General features: G+C 71.4%; 14 protein-coding genes. 2 read left to right on the top strand and 12 right to left on the bottom strand.

What is annotated here, in order from left to right; all coding sequences use genetic code 11:
• Positions 1-99 precede the first annotated feature (99 nt).
• The 4 genes from KIK06_RS18945 to KIK06_RS18930 all read right to left on the bottom strand — a co-directional run bounded on the left by KIK06_RS18945 (position 100) and on the right by KIK06_RS18930 (position 4436).
• Positions 100-522, bottom strand: coding sequence for a hypothetical protein (locus KIK06_RS18945; protein WP_017601910.1), 423 nt, complete (start codon positions 520-522; stop codon positions 100-102).
• 71 nt (positions 523-593) lie between these two features.
• A complete protein-coding gene (locus tag KIK06_RS18940; protein WP_268644519.1) occupies positions 594-2129 on the bottom strand; it encodes an NCS1 family nucleobase:cation symporter-1 in 1536 nt (511 codons plus the stop codon).
• Positions 2130-2159: 30 nt separating this feature from the next.
• Positions 2160-3668 (bottom strand): NCS1 family transporter, encoded by a 1509-nt coding sequence (locus tag KIK06_RS18935; protein ID WP_268644518.1) that lies wholly within the window; start codon positions 3666-3668, stop codon positions 2160-2162.
• Between the two features lie 24 nt (positions 3669-3692).
• Positions 3693-4436: an aspartate/glutamate racemase family protein gene (locus tag KIK06_RS18930; protein ID WP_268644516.1), complete on the bottom strand. Its 744-nt coding sequence runs from the start codon at positions 4434-4436 to the stop codon at positions 3693-3695.
• Between the two features lie 129 nt (positions 4437-4565).
• Between KIK06_RS18930 and KIK06_RS18925 the strand changes: the two genes are divergently transcribed.
• A complete protein-coding gene (locus tag KIK06_RS18925; protein ID WP_268644514.1) occupies positions 4566-5255 on the top strand; it encodes a helix-turn-helix domain-containing protein in 690 nt (229 codons plus the stop codon).
• A 48-nt stretch (positions 5256-5303) separates the two neighbouring features.
• On the opposite strand, the gene KIK06_RS18920 is transcribed toward KIK06_RS18925, so the two are convergent.
• A complete protein-coding gene (locus KIK06_RS18920) occupies positions 5304-5468 on the bottom strand; it encodes a hypothetical protein (RefSeq protein ID WP_017601905.1) in 165 nt (54 codons plus the stop codon).
• Positions 5469-5669: 201 nt separating this feature from the next.
• Between KIK06_RS18920 and KIK06_RS18915 the strand changes: the two genes are divergently transcribed.
• Positions 5670-6443, top strand: a complete 774-nt coding sequence (locus tag KIK06_RS18915; protein ID WP_017601904.1) for a bestrophin-like domain — start codon at positions 5670-5672, stop codon at positions 6441-6443.
• 203 nt (positions 6444-6646) lie between these two features.
• Here KIK06_RS18915 and KIK06_RS18910 read toward each other — a convergent pair whose 3' ends face one another.
• The 7 genes from KIK06_RS18910 to KIK06_RS18880 all read right to left on the bottom strand — a co-directional run bounded on the left by KIK06_RS18910 (position 6647) and on the right by KIK06_RS18880 (position 13670).
• The gene (locus KIK06_RS18910) at positions 6647-7345 is read right to left on the bottom strand and encodes a hypothetical protein (protein WP_268644511.1); all 699 of its coding nucleotides are present in this window, start codon (positions 7343-7345) and stop codon (positions 6647-6649) included.
• Positions 7346-7422: 77 nt separating this feature from the next.
• The gene (locus KIK06_RS18905; RefSeq protein ID WP_268644508.1) at positions 7423-9075 is read right to left on the bottom strand and encodes a sodium/solute symporter; all 1653 of its coding nucleotides are present in this window, start codon (positions 9073-9075) and stop codon (positions 7423-7425) included.
• Positions 9072-9482, bottom strand: coding sequence for a hypothetical protein (locus KIK06_RS18900; protein ID WP_268644506.1), 411 nt, complete (start codon positions 9480-9482; stop codon positions 9072-9074). Before KIK06_RS18900 ends, KIK06_RS18905 begins: the two co-directional genes overlap by 4 nt.
• Positions 9479-10309 (bottom strand): LytR/AlgR family response regulator transcription factor, encoded by an 831-nt coding sequence (locus KIK06_RS18895; protein WP_268644504.1) that lies wholly within the window; start codon positions 10307-10309, stop codon positions 9479-9481. Before KIK06_RS18895 ends, KIK06_RS18900 begins: the two co-directional genes overlap by 4 nt.
• Complete coding sequence (locus KIK06_RS18890; RefSeq protein WP_268644503.1) at positions 10306-11322, bottom strand: sensor histidine kinase; 1017 nt, start codon at positions 11320-11322, stop codon at positions 10306-10308. Before KIK06_RS18890 ends, KIK06_RS18895 begins: the two co-directional genes overlap by 4 nt.
• A 291-nt stretch (positions 11323-11613) precedes the next feature.
• Complete coding sequence (locus KIK06_RS18885; protein ID WP_017601897.1) at positions 11614-13293, bottom strand: solute symporter family protein; 1680 nt, start codon at positions 13291-13293, stop codon at positions 11614-11616.
• The gene (locus tag KIK06_RS18880) at positions 13290-13670 is read right to left on the bottom strand and encodes a DUF485 domain-containing protein (protein ID WP_268644500.1); all 381 of its coding nucleotides are present in this window, start codon (positions 13668-13670) and stop codon (positions 13290-13292) included. The genes KIK06_RS18885 and KIK06_RS18880 overlap by 4 nt, the downstream gene beginning before the upstream one ends.
• Between the last annotated feature and the right edge of the window lie 126 nt (positions 13671-13796).

The following is a 13796-nucleotide window of genomic DNA, read 5'->3' as shown; positions in this document are numbered from 1 at the left end:
ACATGGGGCCGGCACCAGGGGGGCGGGCACCGTGGCACCCGCGCCCCCTTCACCGTGTCCCCCGCGGTCCGACGCGGACCACGGGGGACTCCTTCGCGGTCAGTCCCGCCTGAAGTCGAACCGTCCCTCCAACGAGGCGAACTCCCTGCCGTCGTCGGTGGTCGCGTACCACCAGATCCAGAGCTCGCCGGAGTGGGCCTCCCAGGGGACCTTGACCGTCCAGCTCTGCCGCCAGGGACCGGCGAGGGCGTCGATGTCGCCCGACAGCTCGGCGCCGGCCTCCGCCAACCGCTCGGTCAACGGTTTGGTGCTCTCACCGAGCTTGAGGTCGCCCACCTTGCGTACCTGGCGCACCTGAACCTTCCGCAGGTCCACGGGTTCACGCAGAACGGCGTCGATGTCACAGCGGATCACGTTCCCGGGCTTCGGCGACCCGGGCGTCAGAGTGATGTCGCTGATCTCGAGGATGCTCTTCTTCTTGGTCTTCTTGTCGCTGATGTCCGTGATGTGTTTCGTGGGCATGGTCAAATTGTAATCACTCAGTTACTAAGAGTAGTGACATGGCGTGGTGAGCCCCGTCGCCACGTCTGGAGCTAACCGTCGACCCGCGCGTCGGCCGGAACCCCGTCCTCCCCTGAGGCCCCGCGCGCCGCGTCCCGGCCGACCCGGTCCCCGGTCCGCGCGTTCGACCGGCCGCCGATCCGGGACAGCAGGTAGTGCGCCAGGCCGCCCGCGAACGCGCCGAGCAGCCACGCGTAGCCGGACAGGTCGGCGAGGGCGGGCAGCCACACCGTGGCCACGGAGAACACGGCCGCGGCGACGAACGCGGCGAGCGCGCGCAGGTTCCAGCCCCGCGTGTAGTGGTAGGCGCCGTCCGGCGAGGTCGAGTACAGGTCGTCGAGCACGATCCGCTGGCGGCGGATGAGGTAGTAGTCGGCGACGATGATCCCGTAGAGCGGGGCCAGCACCGCCCCCAGCGTGTCGACGAACACCGCGATCCCCATCTGGCCGATCACCCCGACCCACAGTCCGCCGATCACGAACGCGACGGCCGCGGTGATCAGCCCGCCCGTGCGCGCGTTGACGTGCCTCGGCGCCAGGTTGGCCAGTCCGTAGGCGGGCGGCACGAAGTTGGCCACCACGTTGATCCCCACCGTGGCCACGAAGAAGGTCAGCGCCGCCACCACGGTGAGCGCGACGTTGTCCACCCGCTCCACGATGTCGGCCGGATTGGTCAGCGCCTCCCCGTACAGCACCGACGTGCCCGCGGTGATCACCAGGGCGAGGAAGGAGAAGAACGCCAGGCTCACCGGCAGGCCCCACAGGTTGCCCCGCCGCATCTGCCGCTCCGTGCGCACGAACCGCGAGAAGTCCCCGTAGTTGATGATCACCGCGGCGAAGTAGGCCACCATCGTGCCGACGATCGCGGAGAACGCCGCCACCGGCCCGCCCTCGTACTCGCCCTGGCCGGAGAGCACGTCGCCCAGCTCGGAGAACAGGCCGTTGCCCGCGCGGTACCAGATCACGCCCATCAGCGCGATCATCACGACGTACACCGCCGGTCCGGCCAGATTGAGGAACTTCCCGATCCACTCGATGCCCCGGACGAACATCACCACCTGGAAGACCGACACCAGCACGTAGGCCAGCCACCCGACGGCGGACACCCCCAGGAACGTCCCCTCCGGTCCCGGTCCGAACAAGGCGGTGATGAGCAGCGCGATGGCGGTCGAGGCGAAGTAGGTCTGCGCGCCGAACCAGAACGTGGCGACCACACCGCGCACCAGGGTCGGGAACTGGGACCCGTGCACGCCCAGGCTGGCCCGCGCCATGACCGGATACGGGATCCCGTACCGCACGCTCGGCCTGCCGACCAGGTTGACCAGGCCCATCACGATGAGCCCGGACAGCACGATCGCGGCGAACACCGACCAGCCGCCCAGGCCGTAGGAGATGAACAGGGTCGCGGCCAGGGTGTAGCCGAACAGGCTCTGGATGTCGTTGGACCAGACGTTGAAGATCGCGAACGCGCCCCAGGACCGTTTCTCCGGCGGGAGCGGGGCGAGGTCCTCGTTGTACAGGGACGGGTCGGGGTCACGGACGGTGTGGTGGCTGTCGCCGGTACTCATGGGTTCTCTCCTGGGATGGCGGGGCGGTGGTCAGATGTCCTCGCGCGCGGTGGCGCGGTCGGCCAGGTCCTCGGAGCGCACCAGGTCGAACCCGCCGGTCTCGGGGTCGTGAACCCAGCTGCGCCCGGTGCTGGTGGCCAGGAACGCGTCCGGGTCCGGCGGCGTCAGCTCCGCCTGCGGGAACCTCGGCAGGATCCACACCCGCATGAGGACCAGGTAGACGGCGAAGGCGATGGGGAAGCCGATGACGTACGCGTAGTCGAGGGCGAACAGGGCCGTGACGGAGGCGGTCACCCAGGCGATGAGGGCGGCGGGGTTGACCCCGCGCGTGTACCGGTACTGACCGTCGCTCCGGAACAGGTGCGGGACGTTCACCCTCCGGCGCCGGATCACGTGGTAGTCGGCGACCATGATCCCGGCGATCGCGGCGATGAACCCCCCGTAGTAGCCGAGGAAGGTGAACAGGTTGTCCAGCAGCAGCCATGGCGCCGTCGCGGTGGCGACCACGCCGGTCACGACCACGCCCATCCGGTAGGACAGCCACGGCGCCGCGGCGTTGACGAGGTTCAGCGTGGCCGGGACGACGTTGGCGGCGGTGTTGGTCGACCACTGGGCCAGGACGATCATGACCAGCAGAACCCCGAGCACGACCCCGGTGCTCTCCTGCTGGATGACGTCGATCGGGTTCCAATGGCCGGTGACGATGAGCGACACCGCGCCGATGAACGCGATCCACGCCTGCATCACCGGCAGCACGACGAACTGCGCGACGAGCACGTTGCGGTTGCGGCTGAGGAACCCGCGTGCCCCGGGGACGGTGGCGACGAAGCGCGTGATGTTGGGGATGTCGACGGCCACGGGCGCCCACACCGCCATGTTGATGATGAACAGCGCCGCGAGCGGGGTGTCCCCGCCGCCCGCGAAGGTCCAGATGTTGCGCCCTTCCAGTTCGGCGATGCCGTCGAGGGTGTAGTACATCCAGAGGGAGATGGCGAGGATGCACGGCGCGGCGATGGACGCCAGCCGCTCCACGGCCTTGATCCCGAGGGCGACGTTGACCACCTGCACCGCCAGGAACACCGCGTACCACAGCGGCCATGAGCTGAACCCGGTCCAGTACTCCACGAGCCCGTTGATCGCCAGCGCCCCGAGGTAGGTCTGGATGCCGAACCACGCGGCCGCGACGAGCCCCCGGGACACCGAGGGCAGGTGGGTGCCGACGACTCCGAAGGGCGCCCGCAGGTAGACCGCGAAGGACAGGCCGTGCTCGGTCCCGATGTCGGCGGTGAGGCTCATGATCACCGCGAGCGTCATGGTGGCGGTGAGCACGATGAGCATGACCACGGGGAGGGTGACGCCGCCCTCGACGCCGTTGGCCCCGTACTGGAAGGTGACGATGACGACGGCCAGGCCCACCCAGATCCAGACGAAACCCAGCAGGGAGATGGGCCGCTGGGTCAGCCAGGTGGGCAGGATCGACTCCTCCACCAGGTGGTTGGTTCCGCGGTCGGGCGCGTGTGACGGGACGGACGGTTCCATGGGGGATGACTCCTTCGCTGGTGTTCAGGGGAGTGGGAGCGCGGCGCTCCGGTGCGGGGGCCAGCCCGTCACGTCCTTGGGGCGGGGTTTGGCGTAGGTGCGGATCCTGCTGGTGGTCAGGCCGAGCCCGACGAGGGCCTCGGCGAGCGGAACGGCGGCGGTGACACCGTCGACGACGGGGACACCGGTGGCGGAGCGCACGGCCGTGTCCAACCCGGCCATCCCGGCGCAGCCGAGGCAGATCACCTCGGCGCCGTCCTCCTCGACGGCCGCGCGGGCCTGCCTGACGACGGCCTCGACGGCGGCGTCGCGGTCGCGTTCGACGTCCAGGACGCCGAGCCCGCTGGCGCGGACGGACGCGCAACGGCCGTCGAGGCGCGCGAGCGCGAGCCGGTCCTGGATCAGGGGGACGGTGCGGTCGAGGCTGGTCACGACGGAGTAGCGGCGGCCGACGAGGCAGGCCAGGTGGGCCGCGGCCTCGGTGATGTCGACGACGGGCGCGTCGCACAGTTCCTGGAGTGCCTCACGTCCGTGCTCTCCGAAACCGGCTTGGACGACGGCGTCGTAGGGGCGGTCGTAGGCGGCGACGCGGTCCATGACCGCCACGGCGGACAGGTAGCTCTCGAAGTTGCCCTCGACGGACTCAGGGCCGAAGAAGGGGGTGAGCGGCACGATCTCGGTGCCGGGCGTCGCGACCGACCGTGCCCGCTCGGCGAGCACGTGGGTCACGGAGTCGGTGGTGTTGACGTTGACCAGCAGGATGCGCATCCTCGTCCTTCCGCGCCTCGGGTGTGGCGTGCGCCACTCAGCGGGGCCACCGTAACTCTTGTGAAGCTATGACTTCAAGACTTGTTAATCAATCACTTCACTCGATGGCTACATAGACTTAACACCGCTATGACGACCCCCTCAGCAGACAACAACGCCGGTGACCTCGACGAACAGCGGATCGGCGGGCGCATTCGCGACCTGCGCAAGGAGCACGGGCTCTCGCTCCGCGCCCTGGCCGATCGACTCGACATCAGCGCCAGCGCGCTGTCCCAGATCGAGCGCGGCAAGATGCGTCCCTCGGTCACGCGCCTGTACCAGATCATGTCCGAGCTGGGCGAGCCCATGACGGCGATCTTCGGGGAGGGGGGCGCGGACGAGGAGCGCGCGGAGTCCGAGGAGGCGCGGAGGGACGCGCCGGGCTGGTCGGGCCCGCCCGTGGCGGAGGGGCGCGCGGTCAAACCGCCGTCGGAGGTGCTGTCCGACCACGTGTCGGTGACGCGCGCCGACGAGGCCGCCGCCCTGACCCTGAGCCACGACGTCCGGTACCGCAGGCTCACCCCCGAGCAGGTGCCCGGGATGAGCTACTTCGAGTCGACCTACCCGCCGGGCGCCTACTCCAGTCAGAACGCGGAGTTCGTGCGGCACAGCGGCTATGAGATCGGTCTGGTGGTCAGCGGAGAACTCGTGGTGGACACCGGGTTCGACACCCACCGCCTAGGGCCGGGCGACACGATCTCCTACCCCTCGACCACGCCGCACCGGATCTCCAACCAGTCGGACGTGCCCGCGGTCGCCATCTGGCTCAACCTCCCCTGAGCCCCGGGGCCGCGTCGCCGCCGGAACCCGTCCCCCCGCGCCGCGCGGTCAGTCCTCGATGCGTTTGATCGTGCGCACCCGGTCGGCCGCGATGCGGAAGACCACGCCGATGCCCTCCTTGGTGAAGTCGACGAACGCTCCGACGGTCATGAAGTGGTCGGCCTCGACGTCGACGGTGTCGCTGAACCCCTCGTTGATTCTGAACGTCGCCATGGTGCCTTCCCTACGACGCTGCGGTCCGGTGGCGCTACCACCAGCGTAGACCCGTGGGTGGTCGCCCGCCCGTCGGGACGATCGCCCCCGTGCCCCGACCGGAGGGGGAACATTTCGGGGCGTTCTCTCCTTCGCCCCAGGCGGTGGCCCCGCCCGTGCTACGCATGGACGGTAACCCACCGACTTCCCCCGGGATAGCTCATGATGTCGTTCCTGCTGGTCCTCGCAGTCCTGGTCGCCATGGTCGGCGGCGCCGTGCTCGCCACCCGGAGATTCGGGGTCAGCGACGAGTTCTCCGGCGGCGCCGTCGGCGTCGTCATCGCCCCCTGCGCGCTCGCCCTGTACCTCGTGGCCGCCGCGATGGGGGTCGTGATCGGCTGGGAGGACTTCAAGGCGGCTGAGGACGGCACGGTCTCCGAGGCGGGCGCCGCCCAGTCGCTGTACTGGAGCACGACCGCGTTCCCCGACGCCGAGGGCGAGGCCGTCCGCTCCGAGCTGCGCGCCTACCTGACCACGGTCGTGGAGGAGGACTGGCCCCTGATGGAGCACGAGGGCGTGCTGAGCCCGGAGGGCGACGACGCCCTCGCCGACCTGGCCGCCTCCGTGCGGGGACTCTCGGTCTCCGACACCGGCGACGGCCTGGACCGCCTGACCGCCCGCCAGGAGCTCACCAACCTGAGCGACGCCCGGATCGAGCGGGCGGACGCCGCCGGGGACACGGTCCCACCGGTCCTGCTGGCCATCGCGGTGGTCTCCGCCGTGGCCGTGGCGGTGCTGCCGTTCGCCATGATCAAGCGGGGCGCGACGGTCGCCTACTTCTGGGGGTGGATCAACCTGGCGTTCGTCTTCGGCACGATCGTCCTGCTGTTCTCCCTGGGAACGCCCTACAACGACGTCCTCGCCAACGACGCCGGAGGCATGGAGGACACCCTGGCCGCCTTCGAACGCGCCGACCAGGCCCTCGACGCGCGTTAGCGGTGTTCGTCCTGGGCCTCCGCTGCGCTTCGGCCCGGGTTCGGGCGCCCCTGGGGCAGGGGTGCTTCATCCTCGGCGGCGCCTGTCGCTCGTTCCTCGCTACGCGGCTTGCCTCGTCTTGCACCACCCCGCCGGCGCCCGAACCGTGTTCGTCCCGGGCCTCCGCTGCGCTTCGGCCCGGGCCCGCCGCTCCGGGGCTCCGGTCACCCCGCCCCGCGTGCGGCCGCCGCCCGGCCCGAGCCGGCGGCGGCCAGCGCGGCGACGACCGCGACGACGACCATGGTGCGCATGGGGGTGAACGCCCCGGCGGCCGTCTGTCCGCCGGAGCCGGAGACGTCCGCCAGCACCTGCTCGCGCACGTCCTCGGCCACCTCGGGCAGCGGCTCCGGGGACGGGGAGGGCTCCTCGTCGACGGGCTCCTCCGTCGGTGCCGCCCCCTCGGGCTCCGCGGGAGCGGGCGCCGGGGCGGTGGCGCCGGGCTCGGCGGCCTCGCGACCGGCTTCGGGCGGCGGCTCGGGAGCACCAGGGTCGGCCGTGCGCTCGGGTTCGGTCGGCCTTGCGGGGGCGGAGGGAACGGGCGGCTCCGGTTCCGGCGCCCCCGGTCCGGCGGGCTCGCACGGCGGGACCTCGCCCGTCCGCACCACCACGCGCACCCCGTTGGCGCACACCAGGACGTAGGACCCGGCGCGCACCTGGATCCGGGTGTCCGGCGCCGTGACGTCGACCCCCTCGGGGCCCACGTCCACACTCGTTCCGCCACTCTCCACACGCACCCCCGACGGGCCGACCGTCACGGGTCCGTCGGCTCCGTCGGTCTCCTGGACTGCGGCCGCCGCGGAACAGGCGAGTACGAGCCCGCTGGCCGTGATCAGGGCGGGCAGGGTACGTCGAGAGGGGGGCACGTCACTCCTCGTGGCACGGTGGGTTCGTGGTGTGATCGTACGGCGTCGGAGTCCTCCGCGCCCCCGAAACCGCCGCTTCAGGGCGAGTGGAGACGCAGGACCGCGTGTTCGGCCCAGTCCGGCGACCGGGTGAACCGGGAGACGACCGCCATCGTCGCGAAGGCCAGCGGGATCGTCCACGCCGCGGGCTGCGCCAGCAGGACCGTCGGCCATCCGGGCGGTGTGTCCACGAGGATCGACCATCCGACCGCGCCCGTCGCCGTCACCGCGCCGACGCCCAGACCGGCCGCCGCCCCCGGCAGGGTCAGCCTCCGCCACCAGATGCCCAGGACGAGGAGCGGGCAGAAGGTCGACGCCGCCACGGTGAACGCCCACACCACGAGCACGTTGATGTCGATGCCCTGGACCGGCAGCGCCATCAGCACCGCCACGCACGCCCCCACCACGACCGCCAGTCGCAGCCGGGGCACGCTCCCCTGGAACAGGTCGTGCGACAGTCCGCCCGCCAGCGCCAGCAGCAGTCCGGACGACGTCGACAGGAACGCGCCGAACGCCCCCGCCGCCACCAGCGCGGTCAGCAGGGTGCCCGCCGTGCCCGGAGCCGCCTCGGCGGGGAGCACCACCGCGACCGTGTCGGTGCCGCGCAGCAGGACGAGTTGCGGGGTCAGCACCCTCCCCAGGAGCCCGTACACCGTCGGGAACAGGTAGAACAGCCCGAGCAGCGCGATCACGCCGACACCCACTCTGCGGGCCACGTGCGCGGTCGGACTGGTGTGGAAGCGCATGATGACGTGTGGCAGGCCCATGCACCCGAGCGTGATCGCCAGCAGCGTCGACCATGTCTCGAACAGGGGGAAACCGCCCGTGCCCAACAACGGTGTGCTCCACTGCGCGCCACCCAGGTCCGGCAGACCCGCCGGGTGCGGGACGCCCGCCCCGGCCGGGAACACGTACTCGGTTCCCGCCGCCACCGTGTGCTCGCCCGCCGTCAGTTCCACCACCGCGCCCGACGGGTCGGTCACCGTGACCGGCTCCTCCAGGTGGAAGCGCGTGCCCACGGTGAACTCCACGGGTGTCGCCTCGGGGAAGCGCGTCCCCCACTCCGGGTGCAGGGCCTCGGCCCGGGTGTCCGCGCCCGCCACCGCCACGAGGTACACGGCGGGAACGGCGATGAAGGCCAGTTTGACCACGTAGTGGAAGGCCTGCACGTAGGTCGCCGACCGCATCCCCCCGGCGGCGATGGAGCCGCTCACCACGACCCCCGCGAGCACCACGCCCACCCAGTACGGGGTCCCGCTCACCAAGGTCAGAACCACTCCGGCGCCTTTGAACTGGGGCACCAGGTACAACAGCATGATCACCAGCACCACGAGGCCGCAGAGCTTGCGCAGCCGTGGCGCGCCCAGCCGGTACTCGGCGAAGTCGGGGACGGTGTAGGCCCCTGAGCGGCGCATCGGCCCCGCCACCAGCGCCACCACCGCGACGTAGCCCGCGGTGAACCCGACCGCGTACCACATCGCGCCGACCCCGTTCTTGAGCACCAGGCCCGCCAGCCCCAGCATGGAGGCGGCCGACAGGTACTCTCCGGCGATCGCCATCGCGTTCCAGTGGGGGGTGACACGGCGCGAGGCCACCAGGAAGTCCGAGGCCGACCGCGCCGCCCGCACGCCGTAGACACCGATCACCAGGCTGGTGACCAGTACCAGGCCGATCGCCAGAACGGAGATCACCCGTCGTTCCCGTTCGGTCCAGGCGTCCGGGCCGTGGGACCGCCCGCCTCCCGCCCGTCCGCGTCCCGCTCCTCGGCGCGCTCGGCCGAGCGCACGTGCCACAGCGCCAGCCCGAACAGCAGCGGGTACACCACCACCGTCAACAGCAGCCACGACACCGGGAGCTCCGCCCACCGGACCCGCCCCAGGGCCGGGAACAGGGCGAACACCCCGCTCATCCCGAAGAGCAGTACCGACAGCAGCGCGACCGTACGCGCCGCGATCCGTCGCTGGGCGCCGAACAGGCGGCGCGCCCGTTCGGTGTCCACCGGCTCCGGGAGCGGCAACAGGTGCTGCACCGGCCGGTTGCCCCTGGCCAGCGCGACCCGGGTCTGGGGGCTCGTCAGCTTCTCACGGCGCGCGCTCATGGCGTCGGCCGGTTCGGGTGGCCGTCACCGTCCCTGCCCCCGGGCCGCCCCGCCGGCCCGGTACGCGGGTTCGCCGCCCGGCCCAACTGGTCCCGCCGGGCCGCTTCCATCAGCTGTTCGCGCAGGTGGCGGCCGTGCCTGCGGCTGACCGGCACGTCACCGGCCGGGGTTCCCGCCACCAGGCCCGACGAGGAGGTCACCCGCAGGTCCCGCACCCACGGGATGGCGACGAGGTAGCCGCGGTGCACGCGCACGAACCCCGCCGCCGCCCACACCTCCTCCAGGTAGGACAGGGACAGCCGGATCAGGTGCGTGTCGTCGGCGGTGTGCAGGCGCACGTAGTCGCCCTGGGCCTCGACGAACTGCACGTCGTCGCGCTTGACGAACACCGTCCGCCGCCCGGAGTCGATCTGGACCACGTGCAGGTCCTCGGCGGGCGGGGACGCGTCGGCGGGCCGCCGCAGCTGCGCGATCCGGCCGACCGCCTCCGCCAGCCGCTCGGGACGGATCGGCTTGAGCAGGTAGTCGACGGCGCCGATCCCGAACGCCTCCACGGCGTGCGCCTCCGAGGCCGTCACGAACACGATCGACGGCGGCTCCGACAGCACGCTCAGCACCCGTGCCACGTCCATCCCGTCCAGACCCGGCATGAGGATGTCGAGGAAGGCCGCGTCGATCGTCGTCGTGCCCAGGAGCCGTACCGCCGTCGCGCCGTTCGAGGCGACCAGGACCTCCGCGACCTCGGGCATGTCCCCGAGCAGCGCGGCCATCTCCTGCCGGGTCGACGCCTCGTCCTCGACGACCAGGACCCTGAGCCGCGTCCTCACGGTGCCACCACCCCCCGGGTGAACCTCGGTACGCGCACGGTCACCTTCGTCCCCTCTCCGAGTGCGGTCTCGATCACCAGACCGTACTCGGGTCCGTAGACGGCGCGCAGCCGCTGGTCCACGTTGGCCAACCCCACCCCCCGCGACTCGGGACCGGTCCCCGCCAGCAACGACCGGGCCAGGTCCGGGTGCATGCCGACCCCGTCGTCCTCGATCTCGATCACGCACAGCGGCCCCTCGCCGTAGCCGGACACGCTGATGTGCCCGCGCCCCTCCTTCCGCTCCAGGCCGTGCCGGATGGCGTTCTCCACGATCGGCTGCACCACCAGGAACGGGACGGCCACCGGCAGCACCTCCGGTGCCATCCGCACGGTGATGTCGAGCCGGTCGTGGAACCGGGCCCGCTGAAGCTCGAGGTAGGTCTGGGTGGCCTCCAGCTCGTCGGCGACCGTCGCGTAGTCGCCCTTGTCGGAGAAGCCGTAGCGCAGGTAGTCGGCGAAGTCCGACAGCAGATGGCGGGCGCGGTCGGGGTCGGTGCGCACGAGAGCCGCGATCACGGCGAGCGCGTTGTGTACGAAGTGCGGGGAGATCTGCGCCCGGAGCGACCGCAGGTCGGCGGCGGCGATACGGGCGCGGGCCCGGCGCAGCGCCGCGTGGTCGAGGTGGTCGGCCACCAGGGCGGCGGCGGCCTCGACGTCGGCCTCGACGGCCTCGCCCGCGGCCACCAGCGCCCCGGACAGTTCGTCGGCCACCATGAGCGGGACCGCGTACACCGGGGTTCCGTCGGGAAGTCGGCCGCGCGTGCCGCCCCCGTACTCGAAGACCTGGGCGAGCAGCCCGTCCACGTCGGACGAGCCGACGCGGCGGCCGTGGGCGGCGACGGGGCCGTCGAGGTCGGCGAGGACCACGCCGTCCACCGCGAGCAGTCGGCGCAGCCGCCGGGCGGCGGCGGGCACGCCCCGGCCGTGCAGTCCGTCCCGGAGGTCGAGTCCCAGGGCGTGGACCTGGCGCATCAACTCGGCACTCGACGGGCGTTCCGGGGACGTCGGGCGCCGTCGTGAGGAGGACAACCGCGACAGCCACCTATATGACACGAAACGAGCCTATCCCAGCGGAATGTGTCGGTGCTCACGTTCGGGTCGCCTCCTCCGTCGGAACCCGCGCAGGGGTCGAGCCCGCCCCGGAGGGGTGGGGCGGGCTCGACCGTGGGGGAAACCGGGGCGGTGGCCGATCCCGTGGGGGGTGATCGGCCACCGTTGGCCGCCTCGGTTCCGTTGGTTTCGGTCAGTGCTTCCTCGTCCGCGTCAGTGCTGCGCCGCCTTCTCCGCGCCCGCACCGGTCAGGGCGCGGACCTGGAGGCGCGCGAACTTGTCGAAGTCGCGCTCCTTGGACGTGAGGGTCCCGACCACCGCGCAGAGCAGGCCCAGCGGCACCGACACCAGCGCCGGGTTCGGAATCGGGAACCAGGCGAAGTCGGCGCCCGGGATGAGCGCGTTCTCCGACCCCGACACCACCGGCGAGAAGAACACCAGGCCGACCGCGCTGATCAGGCCGCCGTAGATCCCGGCCAGGGCGCCCGCCGTGTTGAACCGCTTCCAGAACAGGCTGAGCAGCAGCGTCGGCAGGTTGGCCGAGGCGGCGACGGCGAAGGCCAGCGCGACCAGGAAGGCCACGTTGAGCCCCTGCGCGAACACGGCCAGGACGACCGCGACGACGCCGATGGCCATGGCGGTGATCCGGGCGACCCGGACCTCCTCCAGACCGCTCGCCTTCCCGCCGCGCAGCACCGAGTTGTAGAAGTCGTGTGCCAGCGAGGACGACGACGCGATGACCAGCCCGGCCACCGTGGACAGGATGGCCGCGAAGGCCGCCGACGCGATGAGCGCGAGCAGGACCGAGCCCGCGATCGGGCCGCCGACGCTCTCACCGACGGTCTGGGCCAACTGCGGTGCGGCGGTGTTGCCCGCCGGGTTCTGCGCGGTGATGGCCTCGTGCCCGACCAGCGCCGCCGCGCCGAAGCCCAGCACCAGCGTCATGAGGTAGAAGGTGCCGATGATCCCGATACCCCAGTTGACGGACTTGCGGGCGCTCTGGGAGTCCGGGACCGTGTAGAAGCGGATGAGGATGTGCGGCAGGCCGGCCGTGCCCAGCACCAGCGCCAGGCCGAGGCTGATCAGGTCCAGCTTGTTCCACATCGTCTGGACGGGGTCACCGGCCACCTCGACACCGAAGCGCAGACCCGGCTCCAGGAACGCGGCGCCCGCCTCACTGGCCTCGGCGGCGTCGCTCATCAGGGCGCCCAGGTTGAACCCGTACAGCGACAGGGTGAGCAGGGTCAGCAGCGCGGCGCCCGACATGAGGATGACCGCCTTGACGATCTGGACCCAGGTGGTGCCCTTCATCCCGCCGAGGGTGACGTAGGTGGTCATCAGCAGCCCGACCACCACGATGCCGACGACCTTGGCGACCTCGGCGCTCATCCCCAGGAAGGTCTCACCGGGCTGGATGCCCAGCAGCAGGGCGATGAGCGCGCCCGCCCCGACCATCTGGGCGAGGAGGTAGAAGATCGACACCACGACCGTGGAGACCGCCGCGGCGGTCCGGACCGGGCGCTGTCGCATCCGGTAGGACAGCACGTCGCCCATGGTGTAGCGGCCGGAGTTGCGCAGCAGCTCGGCGACGAGCAGAAGCGCGACCAGCCACGCCACGAGGAACCCGATCGAGTAGAGGAAGCCGTCGTAGCCGAACAGGGCGATGATCCCGGCGATGCCCAGGAAGGACGCGGCGGACATGTAGTCGCTGCCGATCGCCAGGCCGTTCTGGAGCGGGGAGAAGGAGCGCCCGCCGGAGTGGAAGTCGACCGCGCTGCGGGTGCTGCGGCTCGCCCACACCGTGATGCCGAGCGTGGCCGCGACCATGAGGCCGAAGAGGACGAGGGTGACGACGCGGCCGCCCTCGCTCGCCGCCTCCTGTGCGAGCATCATCGGCCGACCTCCTCGGTGACGGCGGGCAGTTCCTCGCGCAGTTGCGTCGCCAGGCCGTCCAGCCTCCTGCGCGCGTACGTCGTGTACAGCACGGCGATGCCGAAGGTGGTGACGAACTGGAGCACGCCGAACACGAGGGCGACGTTGACCGTGCCGAAGAGCACGGTGCCCATCAGGTCGCGGGCGAAGGCGGACATGAGCACGTAGAGCAGGTACCAGGCCAGGAACGCGAGGCTCATGGGGAAGACGAAGACGTAGAGGCGACGCTTGAGCTCGGTGAAGCGCGGGTCGCGGTGCATCTCGACGAAGGCCGCGTCTCGTGTGGCTTCCGTCCCGCCCGGCGGGGACGGACTCCCGGCCTGCTTGTCTGTTGCCATGGTGGACTCCTCTGGGGGATGTGCGGGGCCTACCGGTTACACCCGCGTTGCGCTGGTGTGACCTGCGTTACTCGGAACTGTAAGGAGGGACACGCCGGCGGGGGGAGGAGGTGCGCGTTCGCGAGC

The organism is Nocardiopsis sp. EMB25, assembly GCF_026797795.1.
In the GTDB taxonomy this organism is placed as follows: Bacteria; Actinomycetota; Actinomycetes; order Streptosporangiales; family Streptosporangiaceae; genus Nocardiopsis; species Nocardiopsis lucentensis.
This window is presented reverse-complemented; position numbering and strand designations above follow the sequence as displayed.